The sequence below is a fragment of the Kocuria oxytropis genome (assembly GCF_040981195.1).
Taxonomy (GTDB): domain Bacteria; phylum Actinomycetota; class Actinomycetes; order Actinomycetales; family Micrococcaceae; genus Kocuria; species Kocuria oxytropis.
Genome location: NZ_JAVFXA010000010.1, coordinates 13,882 through 28,231, shown reverse-complemented (window position 1 = coordinate 28,231; position 14,350 = coordinate 13,882). Strand labels below are relative to the sequence as shown.

General features: G+C 72.4%; 15 protein-coding genes. 7 read left to right on the top strand and 8 right to left on the bottom strand.

Going from position 1 to position 14,350, the window contains the following annotated elements:
- The first annotated feature begins 38 nt into the window (after positions 1-38).
- On the top strand, positions 39-812 hold the full coding sequence (locus tag QYM41_RS11405) for an IclR family transcriptional regulator (RefSeq protein WP_368799855.1): 774 nt from the start codon (positions 39-41) through the stop codon (positions 810-812).
- A gap of 74 nt (positions 813-886) precedes the next feature.
- Here the strand turns inward: QYM41_RS11405 and aceE are convergent, their stop codons facing one another.
- From aceE to uraD, 5 genes are all read right to left on the bottom strand, one after another.
- Complete coding sequence (aceE, locus tag QYM41_RS11400; RefSeq protein WP_368799995.1) at positions 887-3,607, bottom strand: pyruvate dehydrogenase (acetyl-transferring), homodimeric type; 2,721 nt, start codon at positions 3,605-3,607, stop codon at positions 887-889.
- 141 nt (positions 3,608-3,748) lie between these two features.
- Entirely contained in the window at positions 3,749-5,308 is a 1,560-nt protein-coding gene (locus QYM41_RS11395; RefSeq protein WP_368797219.1) for a nucleobase:cation symporter-2 family protein, read from the bottom strand.
- Positions 5,309-5,550: 242 nt separating this feature from the next.
- On the bottom strand, positions 5,551-6,462 hold the full coding sequence (gene pucL / locus QYM41_RS11390; RefSeq protein ID WP_368799854.1) for a factor-independent urate hydroxylase: 912 nt from the start codon (positions 6,460-6,462) through the stop codon (positions 5,551-5,553).
- 79 nt (positions 6,463-6,541) lie between these two features.
- Positions 6,542-6,868 carry a hydroxyisourate hydrolase gene (gene uraH, locus QYM41_RS11385; RefSeq protein WP_368799853.1) on the bottom strand — a complete coding sequence of 109 codons (327 nt, stop codon included), beginning with the start codon at positions 6,866-6,868 and terminating at the stop codon, positions 6,542-6,544.
- On the bottom strand, positions 6,865-7,362 hold the full coding sequence (gene uraD / locus QYM41_RS11380; protein WP_368799852.1) for a 2-oxo-4-hydroxy-4-carboxy-5-ureidoimidazoline decarboxylase: 498 nt from the start codon (positions 7,360-7,362) through the stop codon (positions 6,865-6,867). The genes uraH and uraD overlap by 4 nt, the downstream gene beginning before the upstream one ends.
- Positions 7,363-7,564: 202 nt before the next feature.
- Between uraD and QYM41_RS11375 the strand changes: the two genes are divergently transcribed.
- The 3 genes from QYM41_RS11375 (at position 7,565) to QYM41_RS11365 (ending at position 9,224) form a co-directional block, all read left to right on the top strand.
- Positions 7,565-8,347 carry an SDR family oxidoreductase gene (locus QYM41_RS11375; RefSeq protein ID WP_368799851.1) on the top strand — a complete coding sequence of 261 codons (783 nt, stop codon included), beginning with the start codon at positions 7,565-7,567 and terminating at the stop codon, positions 8,345-8,347.
- Between the two features lie 151 nt (positions 8,348-8,498).
- On the top strand, positions 8,499-8,684 hold the full coding sequence (locus tag QYM41_RS11370; RefSeq protein WP_368799850.1) for a hypothetical protein: 186 nt from the start codon (positions 8,499-8,501) through the stop codon (positions 8,682-8,684).
- A 72-nt stretch (positions 8,685-8,756) separates the two neighbouring features.
- On the top strand, positions 8,757-9,224 hold the full coding sequence (locus QYM41_RS11365; protein ID WP_368799849.1) for a peroxiredoxin: 468 nt from the start codon (positions 8,757-8,759) through the stop codon (positions 9,222-9,224).
- A gap of 214 nt (positions 9,225-9,438) precedes the next feature.
- Here QYM41_RS11365 and QYM41_RS11360 read toward each other — a convergent pair whose 3' ends face one another.
- Both QYM41_RS11360 and QYM41_RS11355 read right to left on the bottom strand, forming a co-directional pair.
- Positions 9,439-10,281 carry a RibD family protein gene (locus tag QYM41_RS11360; RefSeq protein WP_368799848.1) on the bottom strand — a complete coding sequence of 281 codons (843 nt, stop codon included), beginning with the start codon at positions 10,279-10,281 and terminating at the stop codon, positions 9,439-9,441.
- 3 nt (positions 10,282-10,284) lie between these two features.
- Positions 10,285-10,821, bottom strand: coding sequence for a hypothetical protein (locus QYM41_RS11355; protein ID WP_368799847.1), 537 nt, complete (start codon positions 10,819-10,821; stop codon positions 10,285-10,287).
- Between the two features lie 195 nt (positions 10,822-11,016).
- Here QYM41_RS11355 and QYM41_RS11350 point away from each other — a divergent pair, with 195 nt between their 5' ends.
- From QYM41_RS11350 to QYM41_RS11340, 3 genes are read left to right on the top strand one after another with little or no spacing between them, the layout of a single operon-like run.
- Positions 11,017-11,274 carry a DUF3072 domain-containing protein gene (locus tag QYM41_RS11350; RefSeq protein ID WP_368799846.1) on the top strand — a complete coding sequence of 86 codons (258 nt, stop codon included), beginning with the start codon at positions 11,017-11,019 and terminating at the stop codon, positions 11,272-11,274.
- 27 nt (positions 11,275-11,301) lie between these two features.
- Positions 11,302-12,333, top strand: a complete 1,032-nt coding sequence (locus QYM41_RS11345; RefSeq protein WP_368799845.1) for an NAD-dependent epimerase/dehydratase family protein — start codon at positions 11,302-11,304, stop codon at positions 12,331-12,333.
- A 46-nt stretch (positions 12,334-12,379) separates the two neighbouring features.
- A complete protein-coding gene (locus QYM41_RS11340) occupies positions 12,380-12,979 on the top strand; it encodes an SOUL family heme-binding protein (protein WP_368799843.1) in 600 nt (199 codons plus the stop codon).
- Here QYM41_RS11340 and QYM41_RS11335 read toward each other — a convergent pair.
- Positions 12,897-14,285: an MFS transporter gene (locus QYM41_RS11335; protein ID WP_368799841.1), complete on the bottom strand. Its 1,389-nt coding sequence runs from the start codon at positions 14,283-14,285 to the stop codon at positions 12,897-12,899. The two genes, QYM41_RS11340 and QYM41_RS11335, sit on opposite strands and share 83 nt — an antisense overlap.
- Positions 14,286-14,350 lie beyond the last annotated feature (65 nt).

Below are 14,350 nucleotides of genomic sequence, written 5' to 3'. Positions count from 1 at the left end.
CGCACGAGGCGGCCGGGCCGTACCGACGGGAGAGGGCCATGACCACGACGACCACACGAGCCGGTTCGGGCGGTGTGCAATCGGTGGAGCGCGTCTTCGAGCTCCTCGAGGTGATCACCGCGGCCGGTGGGGAGATGTCGCTCAGCGAGCTCTCCGCCGCGGTGAAGCTTCCGCTGCCCACCATCCACCGGCTGCTGCGCACGCTGGTGCCCTCCGGCTACGTCCGTCAGCTCCCCAACCGCAACTACGCGCTGGGGCCGCGGCTGATCCTGCTGGGGGAGGCCGCCGGGCGGCAGTTCGGTTCGGCGGCCCGTTCGCGTCTGGACGAGCTGGTGGCCGAGCTCGGCGAGTCGGCGAACATGGCCGTGCTCGACGGTCAGGAGGTCGTCTACATCGCCCAAGCCCAGTCCAACCGGTCCATGCGCATGTTCACGGAGGTGGGGCGCCGGGCCGACACCCACGACACCGGTGTGGGCAAGGCCATGCTCGCCACCCTGCCGGACGAACGGGTCCGCGCCATCGTGGGCGCGGCGGGCATGGCCACGCCCACGCCCAAGAGCATCGGGACCCTCGAGGAGCTCTTCGCGGACCTCGACCGGATCCGGGAGCGCGGCTACGCGATCGACGACGAGGAGACCGAGCTCGGCGTGCGCTGCTACGCGATGGCGGTGCCCGGGGCGCCGACCCCCACGGCGATCTCCGTCTCCGGACCGGTGTCCCGGGTGGACGAGGAGTTCGGCCGCCGGGCCGTGCCCGTGCTGCGGCGGGCGGCCGAGGCGATCGCCGCCGAGCTGATGCCCGGCACGGCCTGACGACCGGGCGCGACCGCGACGCCCGCCGACCCCCGAGGGGCCGGCGGGTGTCGCCGTCGGAGGCGGGTGCGGGATCAGGCGTCGCCGCCCGCGTTGCCGGTGGTGCCGGCGCTGACCTCGTCCAGGCGGTAGCGGGCGAACGCCCGGGCCGGGGCCCCGGCGTCGACCTCCCCGCGGTCGGCGAGCATCTGCAGCGCCCGCACCACGATGGAGTGGACGTCCGTCCGGAACCAGCGCCGGGCAGCGGCACGGGTGTCGGAGAAGCCGAAGTCGTCGGCGCCCAGGGTCGCGAAGTCGTTCGGCAGGTACTGCCGGATGCGGTCCGGCAGCTCCGAGACGAAGTCCGTGGAGGCGATGACGGGCCCTTCCGCCCCGGCGAGCTGCTGGGTCACGAAGGGCACCCGGCGCGGCGCCCCCGGACGGCGGAACGCCTCGCGCTCGGCGGCCAGGCCGTCGCGGCGCAGCTCGTTCCAGGACGTCGCCGACCACACGTCCGCGGAGACCCCCCACTCCTGGGCCAGCAGCTGCTGGGCCTGCAGGGCCCACGGCACGGACACGCCCGAGCCGAGCAGCTGGACCTTCGGTCCGGGGTGCTCGGAGCGGGCGATCCGGTGGATGCCGCGCACGATGCCCTCGACGTCGACGTCCTCCGGCTCGGCCGGCTGCTGGTACGGCTCGTTGTAGACCGTCAGGTAGTACATGACGTTCGGGTCCGCCGAGTCCGGGCCGTACATCTGCTCGAGGCCGTGCCGGACGATGTGGGCGATCTCGTAGCCGTAGGCGGGGTCGTAGCTGCGCACGGCCGGGTTCGTGCCGGCGAGCACGGGGGAGTGGCCGTCGGCGTGCTGGAGGCCCTCGCCGGTGAGCGTAGTGCGCCCGGCGGTGGCCCCGATGATGAACCCGCGGGTCATCTGGTCGGCGGCGGCCCAGAAGGAGTCGCCGGTGCGCTGGAAGCCGAACATCGAGTAGAAGATGTAGACCGGCACCATGGGCTCGCCGTGGGTGGCGTAGGAGGTGCCCGCGGCGGTGAAGGCCGCCACGGCGCCGGCCTCGTTGATCCCGGGGTGGAGCAGGACGCCCTGCGGGGACTCCTTGTAGGCGAGCATGAGCTCACGGTCCACGGAGAGGTAGTTCTGCCCGTTCGGGTTGTAGATCTTCGCCGTGGGGAAGAACGAGTCCATGCCGAAGGTGCGGGCCTCGTCGGGGACGATGGGCACGATCCGGTGGCCGAAGTCCTTGCTCCGCATGAGGTCCCGCAGCACGCGGACGAAGGCCATGGTGGTGGCGGCCATCTGCTTGCCGGAGCCCTTCTTGCCGGACCGGTAGGCGTCGGCCCCGGGCAGCGCCACGGGGGCGTGCCGGTCCCGGCGCGAGGGCAGGCCACCGCCCAGCTCCCGGCGCCGGGCCAGCAGGTACCGGATCTCCGGGGCGTCGGGGCCCGGGTGGTAGTACGGGGCGCCGTAGAGGTCGTCGTCGATCTGCTCGTCGGTGACCGGGATGCGCAGGTGGTCCCGGAAGGCCTTGAGATCCTCCAGGGTCAGCTTCTTCATCTGGTGGGTCGCGTTGCGCGCCTCGAAGGAGGCGCCCAGGCCGTAGCCCTTCACCGTCATCGCGAGCACCACCGTCGGCTTGCCGCGGAACTCGGTGGCGGCCCGGTAGGCGGCGTAGACCTTCCGGTAGTCGTGGCCCCCGCGCTTGAGGGCCCAGATCTCGTCGTCGGACATGTCCGCGACGAGCTCCTTGGTCGTGGTGGACCGGCCGAAGAAGTGGTCGCGGACGAACCCGCCGGACTCCGCCTTGAAGGTCTGGTAGTCGCCGTCGAGGGTCTCGTTCATGATCCGCACGAGCTCGCCGTTCGTGTCGGCCGCCAGCAGCGGGTCCCACTCCCGTCCCCACAGCACCTTGACCACGTTCCAGCCGGCGCCGCGGAAGAAGGCCTCCAGCTCCTGGACGATCTTGCCGTTGCCGCGCACCGGTCCGTCCAGGCGCTGCAGGTTGCAGTTGATCACGAAGTTGAGGTTGTCCAGCTTCTCGTTGGCGGCCAGCTGGAGCAGCCCGCGCGACTCGGGCTCGTCCATCTCGCCGTCGCCCAGGAACGCCCAGACCTGCTGGTCAGAGGTGTCCTTGATCCCGCGGTGGTGCAGATAGCGGTTGAACTGCGCCTGGTGGATCGCGTTCATCGGGCCGATGCCCATGGACACGGTGGGGAACTGCCAGAAGTCCGGCATCGAGCGCGGGTGCGGGTAGGACGGGATGCCGTTGCTGCCCTTGGACTTCTCCTGCCGGAACCCGTCCAGCTGCTCCTCGGTGAGCCGTCCCTCCAGGAACGCCCGGGCGTACATGCCCGGGGAGGCGTGGCCCTGGAAGAAGACCTGGTCCCCGCCGCCGGGATGGTCCGGGCCGCGGAAGAAGTGGTTGAAGCCGACCTCGTAGAGGGTGGCCGCGCCCGCGTAGGTGGAGATGTGCCCGCCCACGCCGATCTCCGGGCGCTGGGCCCGGTGCACCATCACGGCGGCGTTCCAGCGCAGCCAGCGGCGGTAGGTGCGCTCGATCTCCTCGTCGCCGGGGAACTCCGGCTCCTGGTCCACGGGGATCGTGTTCACGTAGTCCGTGGTGACCGTCGGCGCGGCCGAGCCCGCGGACCCGGGTCGTGGTGCCGACGACTGCAGGAGGTACTGCGTGCGCTCCCGCACCTGCTTCTCGATGAGGTCCTCGAAGGAACCCGGCCACTGCGCGGCTGCGGCCGATGTGCTGTCCGGGACGTCGGGGGCCGGCCGGCTGCGGTGTTCAACCATGTGCTCAGGGGTCACGTCAACTCTTTCTCGGTGGTCAGGGATGGAGAAAGTCAGGGGTGGAGGAGAGGCACGTCCGACCGGCCTTCTGCGGCGCAGGGATCCCCGGCGCCGCAGAAGACCGGTGGAGGTCCGCCCGGTGGGTCAGTGCGCGGACGAGCCGCCGGAGCCGTCCTGGGGCTTGCAGACCCTGGTGTCGATGATCTCGCCGGCGGCGGTGATGACGGGCACCTCGTTGCCGTCGCAGTCCACGAGCTTGCCGTTCCTGACCGTGTCGCCCTCCTGGAGGTGGTCCTGGAGGTGCTCGATGCTCTCGTAGCGCACCGCGCGCACCGGGGCGTTGGCGAAGACGGAGCCGGTGCCCCGCGGTGGGTTACCGGCGCGGAACTCGTTGAACAGGATGTTGAGCAGGATCGCCATCACGGCCGCCGAGCTGATGCCGGAGTGGAAGATCGTCTCGAACCAGGCCGGGAAGTTCGCGTAGATCTCGGGCACGGCGATGGGCAGCATGCCGAAGCCGAGGGAGGTGGCCACGATGATCAGGTTGGCGCCGTTGCCGAAGTCCACCTTCGCCAGGGTGCGGATGCCGGAGGCGGCCACGCTGCCGAAGAGCACGATGCCGGCCCCGCCCAGCACGGGCGGCGGGACGGCCGCGACGACCCGCCCGAGGACGGGCAGCAGGCCGAGGGTCACGAGGATGAGGCCGCCGGCCGTGACCACGAAGCGGCTCTTGACGCCGGTGATGGCCACGAGCCCGACGTTCTGGGCGAAGGCGCTCTGGGTGAAGCCGTTGAAGAGGGGGGCCAGGGCGGAGGAGGCCATGTCCGCGCGCAGGCCGTCGGCGATGCGCTTCTTGTCGACCTTCGTGTCGACGATCTCGCCGACCGCGATGATGTCGGCGGTGGTCTCGGTGAGGGTCACGAGGATGACGATGAACATCGAGAGGATGGCCGCCACCTCGAACACGGGGGGACCGAAGGCCAGTGGCTGCGGGACGGCGAAGATGTCGCCGCTGAGCACCTGGCTGAAGTCCGCCATGCCCAGCGCCGCGGCCGCGGCCGTGCCGAGCACCAGGCCGATGAGGATGGAGAGCCGGGAGATGGCGGCGCTGCCCAGCTTGGAGAGCAGCATGATGATCAGCAGGGTCAGGCCGGCCAGGGCGATGTTGCCGACCGAGCCGTACTCGGGGGACTGCGCGTTGCCGCCCATGGCCCAGCGGGCCGCCACCGGGAACAGCGTGAGGCCGATGGAGGTGATCACCACGCCGGTGACGACCGGCGGGAAGAAGCGGATGATGCTCACGAAGAACGGGGTGATGAGGAAGCCGACGACCGAGGCGACGATGACGGCGCCGAAGACGGCCTGGATGCCGCCGCCGCTCTGGACGATCGCGGTCATGGTGGCCACGCCGGCGAAGGAGGTGCCCTGCACGAGCGGCAGCTGCGAGCCGAAGAACTTGAAGCCCCAGGACTGCAGGACCGTGGCGAGCCCGCCCACGAACAGCGAGGCCGCGATGAGCAGACCCTGCTCCTGCGGGGTCATGCCGGCGACCCCGCCGATGATGAGCGGCGGCGCGATGATGCCGCCGTACATGGTGAGCACGTGCTGCAGCCCGTAGCCGAGGCTGGCGCCCGCGCCGAGGTACTCGTCCTCGGGGCGGGCGCGGGTGGTGGTGGGCGGCTCGGCGGTGCGTGACCTGGCCATGGTGTTCTCCTAGGGATCCTGGTGACGGGAGAGACCCGGTGCCGGCGTCGGGACGGGACCGGGGCGGAGCGAGGACGTGGAGAGGTGCGCGGTGCGCGGCGGTCGCGGCAGGAGTGCCGGACGGGCGGGCGGCGGTCGCGCCGGCCGCAGGAGGGTGTGGCGAGGGTCCGTCGTCGTCGTGCACGGCCGGCGACGACGGACCCCGGGGGCGCCGCCGTGGGCGGCGCCGGGTGGAGCGCCGCTCAGCAGAAGCCGGCGATGCCCATCCAGGCCTGCTCGTTCTCGGGCGCGCCCTTGCGCTGGACGGTGGCCTCGATCAGGCCGAAGGGACGGTCCGCGGCGTAGTGCGTCTCGTTGTTGTTCGGCAGGTCGCAGAAGCCGAGGTCGTAGACGAAGTGGTGCTTGTTCGGGCAGGAGAACTTGATCTCGTCGATCTCCGGGTGGGCCTCGATGACGGCCTTGCCCATGAGGTAGAGGGTCTCCTGCAGCGCCCGGGAGTAGTGGTCGGTGAACTTGGTCAGGATGATCTTCTTGACGTCCGCGTAGACGGCGTCGTAGTCCACGTCGGTGGTGTTGTACCGCCAGCGGGTGGCCACGTCCGTGGACATGATGCGGTCCTCGGTCTCGGGCAGCGTCGTGTACTTGTCCTTGGGGTAGCCCGCGAAGCCGGACCCGGTCGACTTCAGGACCGTGAGGTCCTTGAAGCCGGAGATGACGGTGCGGGACCCGCCCTCGGCCACGACCACCGCGGTGCGCACCTCGTCCTTGTTCTGCACGAAGCAGTGGTCGTGGTCGTCGATCCGGTTCCAGGCGTACTCCTGGGCGGCCCAGCGGCCTCCGGTGATCCACTCGAACTCGCCGGTGAAGTGGTCGGCGAGCTTGAGCAGGAGTTGTTCGGGCGACTCGATGCCGTACTGCTGCGCGAAGGCGAAGACGGTGTTCTTCTGCGTGTCGGTCGGCACGCAGTGGGCGTTGTCGCCCTCCGTATGCACGGCCTCGAGGTCGCCGCGCAGCTGCGAGGTGACCACGAGGTCGCGGATCTCGTGCCGGTCGGTGGCGCGATCGACGCGCACGACGTGGTTCTCGGCCTTGCCGTACTGGTTCCTGCCCAGGACGACGGTGTCCGTGGCCGTCCGTGTGGTGACGTCAGTCATGACGATTCTCCTTGGAGTGTGAGACGTGCTCTCTGCTGCTCGGGGCGGTCGAAGACGGGCGGGCCCGTCGACTCCTGGGTCAACTGCCCCGGTAGGTGGAAAAGGCGAACGGGCTCAGCAGGAGCGGCACGTGGTAGTGCCTCTCCTCGGCCTGCACCGTGAAGTTCACCGTCACGAACGGGTAGAACGTCGGCTGGTTCCGGCCGGCGAAGTACTGTCCCGTGGCGAAGGTGATCCGGTAGTCGCCGGATTCCAGGGTCTCTGGGCCCAGTTCGGGCACGCGTCCGTCGGCGTTGGTCTCGGCGGTCGCGATGGAGGTGCCGTCGGCGGCCTCGAGGGCCACGGCGATCCCGTGGGCGGGGGTGCCGGTGACGGAATCGAGGACGTGGGCGGTGACGTAGCTCATGGGGTGACGAGTCCTTCGAGTCGGAGGAGGGCGATCTGGCGCAGCTGGTCGGCGACCACGGCCTGCTCCGCCCCGGGGTCGTTGTCCATGCGGGCGGAGAGCTGCTCGAGGATCTCCTCGGGGGTGCGCCCGGCGGCGCGGATGAGGAACACCTGGCCGAACCGCTCCTCGTAGGCGAGGTTGCCCTCGCGCAGGCGCCGCTGGACGTCGGTGTCCGCGGGGTCGACCGCGGACTGCTCCGCTCGCGACAGCCCGGCCTCCGCATGGTCGCCCTCGGCCCGCTCGCCGATGCGGGGGTGGTGGGACAGGGCTCTCTCGATCTCCTCGGCGCGGAACGGTTTCGCGGCCGTCCGGGCCGTGCTGAGCAGGGCATCATGATGGGCGTAGGGTCGGGCGTCGACCACGGCCTCCACCCAGCGCGGAATGTCGAGCGCCGGCCGGACGACCTCGGCCGCCTGGGCCCCGCTGAGGGAGTTGAACTCGGTGAGCTTCATGGAGTGTGCCCGTCACCTCTCTGTATTTCGTATTGTGGAATAAAACTTTCACTATGTATAGTGAACTGGCTCACATGCTGGAAGTCAATGGTTTCATCCTCGTGTTACTGATTTTTTTCAGGGAGGTGCCGGGGCTGAAACTTCAGTTTCATCGCGAGGCAGGAGAGTTGCGGCTATGCCGAGGGAGCACGGAGGGAACGTCATGGATGGAGCAGGGGATCGGCACGGCGGTCCGGGTGCGGAGGAGAAGGTGCTCGTGGTGACGGGGGCCGGTTCGGGGATCGGCCGCGCTGTGGCGCGGACCTTCCTGGCGGCCGGGTGGGTGGTGGTGCTCGCCGGCCGGCGGCGTGCCGCCCTGGAGGAGACCGCCGCCGGGGCGCCGGGCGCCCGGATCGTTTCGGTGGACGTGGCCGACGCCGCGAGCGTGTCCGCGGCCTTCCGGGGGATCGAGGAGCTGACCGGGCGCATCGACGTGCTGTTCAACAACGCGGGGACCTTCGGGCCCCGCGGCGGGGCGGACGAGATCGACACCGAGGAGTGGCAGCGCACCCTGCAGGTCAACCTCACCGGCACGTTCCTGTGCTCGGCCCAGGCCGTCCGCATCATGAAGCAGCAGCAGCCTCGGGGCGGGCGGATCATCAACAACGGCTCGATCTCCGCGCGCGCGCCCCGGCCGCTGTCCGCGGCCTACACCGCGAGCAAGCACGCGGTCACCGGCCTCACCAGGTCCCTGGATCTGGACGGGCGCCCGTACGGCATCACCTGCGGGCAGATCGACATCGGCAACGCCGCCACGGAGCTGCTGGCCGGGCTGGGCACGGACAGCGGCGCGCTGCAGGCCGACGGGTCGCTCCGCCCGGAGCCCAGCTTCCCCGTCGAGGAGGTCGGGCGGGCGGTGCTGATGATGGCCGAGCTGCCGGCCTCCGCCACGGTCAACTCGCTCGTGCTGACCGCCTCGGGGATGCCCTTCGCCGGCCGCGGCTGACGGGTCGGTGCCGCACTCCGGGCCAGGGGCCTTCCTGGCGCTGCCCCCGAGGGGGCGTCCGTTCTCGTGACCCCTCTTGACGAGCGCCCAGGGAGATACTAATTTCATATTGTGGAAACTGAATTCCATAGTATGAATCCTGGAGGAACCCGTGACCCACACCGCGCCGTCGCCCGCACCTGCGATCTTCGTCGACTACACCGCCATCGACTGCGACCCGGACCTCAGCCGCCCCCTGCGCCGGCACCGGCGGACCGCACCGCTGTGGGCGCTCGCGGTGTCCTCGGCCTGCGTCGGTGCGATGGTGGGCCGTGTGGCCGCTCGACGCCTCCCGTAACCACGTCCTCCAGGAGCCGGAGCCGACCAGCGCGCCGGCTCGCTCCACCGATCCACCCCTTGAGGAGAACCCATGACCCAGCAGATCCGGACCGGCCGGCAGGCCCCCGACCTCGCACTGACCGACCATGAGGGACATCAGCTTCGGCTTTCCGAGCTGCGCGGCCACAAGGTGATCGTCTACTTCTATCCCCAGGCCTTCACCCCCGGCTGCACCTCCGAGGCGTGCGACTTCCGGGACAGCCTGGCCTCGCTCCAGCACCGGGGCTACACCGTGCTCGGGGTCTCCGGGGACGACCCCGAGACCCTGTCCCGATTCGCCGAGGAGTACCACCTTCCCTACCGGCTGCTCTCCGATCCCGACGGGCAGGCCGCCCGGTCATGGGGTGCCTGGGGGGAGAAGACGGTCAACGGGGCGACCCGGACCGGCCCGCTCCGCTCGACCTTCGTCATCGAGCAGGACGGCACCGTGAGCTCCGCGGAGTACAACGTCCAGGCCGAGGGGCACGTCAAGAGCCTGCGGGACCGGCTGGGCGCCTGAGCCGCACCGGCCCGGGAGGAGCTGCGCGACGACGAGCGCGCCGAGCTGCCGGGTCCCGCCATGGGGTTGTCGGCGACCCGTTCACCATCACCGTCCGGGGCGTCGCCGGAACCCGTGAGCTGTGCTCCAGCACCGTCACGGGCCTTCCCCGCAGGGGGACGGACGTCCAGGGGTGGGCGGGGTCGGCGGGTGGGCGCCGGAGGACGCGGAGGGCTCAGGCCCGGAAGGTCAGCTCGGTGCAGAGGTCGTCGCCGAGCACGAAACGGCGCACGGGGGCGCGCAGGGCCCCGGAGAGGTGGTCCGCCCCGGGGAACCGGATGCCGGGCACCCCGTCCCCGATGAGCAGGGGGGCAGTCGTGAGGTAGAGGCGGTCCAGCGTCCCGGCCGCGAGGAACCCCGAGACGGTGCGTCCGCCGCCCTCCACGAGCACCCGCCGCAGTCCCCGCCGGGCCAGCGCCTCGAGCACGGCCCGGGGCGCCAGCCCGTGCTCGCCCACGGGCACCCGCAGCACCGCCACGTGCGGGCCCGGCGCCGGGGGCGCGTCCGCCTGCTCTCCCACGACCCACAGGGTGGGCGCGGCGCCGTCCGTGAGCACGGCCGAGGTCAGCGGGGCCCGCGCCGAGGGGTCCAGGACCACCCGGGTGGGGTGGGGGCCGGGCACGGCGCGCACGGTCAGCCGGCAGTCGTCGGCGACCACGGTGCCGACGCCCACGACCACGGCGTCCACCAGCGCGCGCAGCCGGTGCAGGTGCTCCCGGTCCTCCGGGCCGGTCACGAACTCGGCGTGGCCGGTGCGGGAGGCGATGAACCCGTCCAGGCTCTGTCCCAGCTGGGCGAGGACGAGGGGGCCGCGGTGCGCCACGAGCGGTCCGTAGCGCTCGACGAGCTCCGCCCCGGGGCCCGGCACGGGGTCGGTCCCGCCCGCCAGCAGGCCCGCCCAGGCGGCATCGGCAGCGGTTCCCGGGGCGGTTGTTCCCGGGGCGGTGGTCCCGGGGGCGTCGTCGCCCGGAGACGGTGGTGCGCTTCCAGGGGGACGGGTCGCGGAGCTGTCGGTCACGGGTCAGCCCCGGTCGAGGAACCGGGACCGTGCGGTCTCCGCGGCGACGGCGCGCAGGCGGTCGTACTGGTCGGCGGCGGAGGCCTCGAGCCCGCGCAGCTCCTCGGCGTCGAGTCGGGGCTCCGCGGGGGCGAGCTCCAGGAGCGTGACCCACATGCTGCGCTTGACGACCACCAGGGACTGCAGCATCTCCAGCTCCCCGTGGGCCGCGATGCCGGCACGCTCCCGGATCCGGCTCAGCGGGTTGAGCCGGGAGGCGATGCCGGTGACGGTGCCGAGCCCCTTGGCGACCCGGCGCCGGCCGGAGCCCAGGCGCTCGAGCATCCCCTCGAGGTGGCCGATGTCGTTCTCGATCTCCCGCAGGAACCCGGCGAAGCGCTCCTCGTACGGGGTGCCGGACCAGGTGCGGGCCGCCTCGTCGAACAGCCGCACCCCGGACAGGGCGCCCATGTAGTGCCCGAGCATGTAGGCCTCGAGCTCCTCGGAGCGGACCCGTGCGCCCGCGGTGCCGTCCGGGCCGCGGTGCGGCTGCTCGCTCATCTGCTTCTCCTCGCTCGCGGTCGGGGTGCGGCCCCCGCTCTCGGGGGCGTCCGCCGCGTGACGGCACTGTGTGCCGGTCTCCTGGGTCCTCCAGCCTACCGATTCCCGCCCCGGTGCGGCAGGAGCAGGGACCGCGGGCCCGGCGCAGGAGATGGGCCGGGCGGAAATCATAAGGGATGTGACTATCATGGGGGCATGACTGAGAACGTGAGCGGAGCCCCCGACCCCGACGAGACCCTCGGCGCCTCCAGCCCCGAACCGGGCAGCGGGATCGAGCGGGACCCGGACGACTGGGCCACGGGTGAGGAGCCCATGACCGCCGCGCAGCGCAGCTATCTCGACACCCTGGCCCGGGAGGCCGGGGAGGAGCTGCCCGCGGACCTCACCAAGGCCGAGGCGTCCAAGCACATCGACCGGCTGCAGGGCGAGAGCGGCCGGGTCCAGGACCAGTAGGGCCGGCACCGGCGGAGGGGGAGCACCGTGAAGATCGTCGTCCTGGGCGCCACGGGCAACGTGGGCACCGCGGTGCTGCGCCGGCTGCACGCCGCGCCGGAGGTCACGCAGATCGTGGGGGTCTCGCGCGAGGGACCCGAGCGGGACGGTGAGCCCTACGTCGGCGTGCAGTGGCACACGGTGGACGTCGCGGCGAAGGAGTCCACCGCGGAGCTGGCGGAGATCATGGCCGGGGCGGACGCCGTGATCCACCTCGTGTGGCTCATCCGCCCGAACCGGGACCTCGCGCTGATGCACGCCACGAACGTGGACGGCCTCGTGCACGTGCTCGACGCCGTGGTGCTCGCCGGCGTTCCCCAGATCGTCTATCCCTCCTCGCTCGGCGCCTACAGCCCCGGCCCCAAGAACCGGGCCGTGGACGAGTCCTGGCCCGTCGGCGGCGTCGAGACCTCGCACTACAACGTGCAGAAGGCCGAGACGGAGGCGCTGCTCAACCGCTTCGAGGAGGCCCACCCCGGGATCGTGGTGACCCGGCTGCGGCCCGGTTTCCTGTTCCAGGCGGGCGCCGCCCCGGAGATCGGGGACTACTTCTTCGGCGCCCTCGTGCCCAAGGGCCTGATCGCCCGGCTGCGCCTGCCCGTGCTGCCGTTCCCCGAGACGTTCCGCTTCCAGGCGCTGCACACCGACGACGTCGCCGACGCGTTCTGGCGGGTGATCCGGCACCGGGCCGGCGGGGCGTTCAACGTCGCGGCCGAGCCGGTGCTCGGGCCCGACGGCGTGGCGCAGGTGCTCGGCGCCCGCCGTGTCCTGCCCGTGCCGCCGGGCCTGGTGCGCGCTCTCGTGGCGATCACCTACCGGCTGCGGCTGCAGCCCACCGACCCGGGCTGGATCGACCTGGCCGGGGCCGTGCCGATCATGGACACCACCCGGATCCGCGAGGTCACGGGCTGGTCGGAGACCGTCAGCTCGCTCGAGACGCTCCGGGAGCTCCTGGACCACCTCGACGGCCGCGAGGGCCTCGGCAACCCGGAGCACCGGCCGACGTCGCCGCTGGTCTGATCGCGGGCCCCTTCCGGCCGGCCGTGCCGGGGCGTACGGTGCCGCCATGACCGAGCAGCAGCCGTACTCGACGGTCCGCCGCCTCCCGGGCTTCGACGTGCGCCACTACCCGGAGCACGTGCTCGCCGAGGTCGAGGTGGACGGGACCTTCGAGCAGGCGGGCAGCGCGGCCTTCGGCCTCCTGTTCCGCTACATCCGCGGCGCCAACCAGGGGCGGCGGGAGATCCCGATGACCGCACCGGTGCTCCAGGGCGGAGCCGGCCCCCGGGGGATCGCGATGACGGCGCCCGTGTGGCAGCGGTCCCCGTCCGGGCAGGACCCCGGCGCGCACGTCGTCGCCTTCGTGCTGCCCTCAACCGTCACGGCCGCGACGGCACCCGTGCCGTCCGACCCCGCGGTGCGGCTCCGGGTGGAGCCGGCGGGCTTCGCCGCCGTCCTGCGCTACCGGGGCCGGTGGACGCGCACCTCCTACGAGAAGCACCGCGCGCGGCTGGAGGAGGCGGTGCGGGCGGCGGGGCTGGTCCCGGTCGCGCCGGCCCGCTTCGCACGGTTCGACCCGCCGTTCACCCCGGCGTTCCTGCGCCGCAACGAGGTGGTGCTGCCCGTCGGCGATCCCGGTGCTGCACCAGCGCCAGCGCCGCGCTGATCAGGACCATGGCGCAGGCCGCGCCGATCGCGGCGGCGAACGCGCCGCGGTGGCCGGCCGTCTCGGCCATGAGCCCGGCCACGGCGGCTCCCACGGCGGAGCCCAGGACCACGCCGCTCGCGAGCATCGTCATGACCGTCCCCAGCCGCTCCGGCCGGGCGACGTCCCCGCCGACCGTGTAGATCGTGACCATGACGGGGCCCAGGGGCAGACCAGCGAGCAGCAGCACCACGAGCATCGGCCCGATCCCGTCCGGCAACAGGAACAGCAGGCTCAGGCCGGCCATGGCGGCGGAGCCGGCCACCCAGCGGGACGCGGACCCGAAGCGCTGCGGCCACCACGCCACGGACAGTGCGGCGGCCGCGGAGCTGATGCCCAGCACGGCGTAGAGCAGTCCGGTCGCGCTCTGCAGGCCGAACGCGCCGCCGAAGGCGTTGAGGCCGTTCTGCACGGCGCCGAAGAACGCCCCCATGGCCACCATGCCCAGCACGGGCAGCAGGACGAGGAGCCGCTCCCGGGCGGTGACGGGCCGGCTCTCCTCCTGCCGGTCCCCGTCCGGGGCGGCGGGCACCGCGAGGCGTGTGGGGTGCACGGCGAAGGACGTGACCATCGTGAGCGTCAGGACCGCCGCGAGCACGAAGGGGGACCACGGGGCGACCAGGGAGGCCAGCAGGCCCACGAGGGCCGGGCCGAGCACGAAGGTCAGCTCGTCCGCCGTGGACTCGTAGGACAGGGCCGTGTCCAGCTCGCGCCGGTTCCCGCCGACCAGTCCCCGCCAGCGCACCCGGGCCAGGGAGCCCACCTGGGGGCAGGTGGCGCCCACCAGCAGGGACGCCCCGACGAGCAGGGGCACGGACGGCGCAGCCGCGCCCGTGGGGGCGTGGGCCGTGAGCAGCAGCAGCCCGATGGCCACGGCGTGGGCGATCGCGGAGACCAGCAGCACGATCCGCTGCCCGTGCCGGTCGGCGAGATGGCCCATCAGGGGCCCGCCCAGCGCCGAGCCGATCCCGACGGCGCCCGCGGCCAGGCCGCCGACGACGTAGGAGCCGCTGACGGCGGTGGCCAGGGTGAGGGCTCCGACCGTGAGCATGGCCAGGGGCAGGCGGGCGGCGAAGGCGATCGGCAGGAAGCCCGGCCCGGCCAGGTGGACGAGGCGGGCGTACCGGCCGCCGGACGAGGGCGTCTTCCGGCGGCCGGCAGGAGGCTGGGCGGAGGGCGCCGGGGCCGGCGCCGGGACGGCAGGGGCCGTGGCGGCGGGGGTGCGGGCGGCGCGCTCGGCCGTGGCGGAGGGGACAGTCGGGTTCACAGGGGTCCTCGGAGGATGTGCGCACCGTCCCGCCTCCCGGTGCGCCCGACCCGGACAACAGGGTC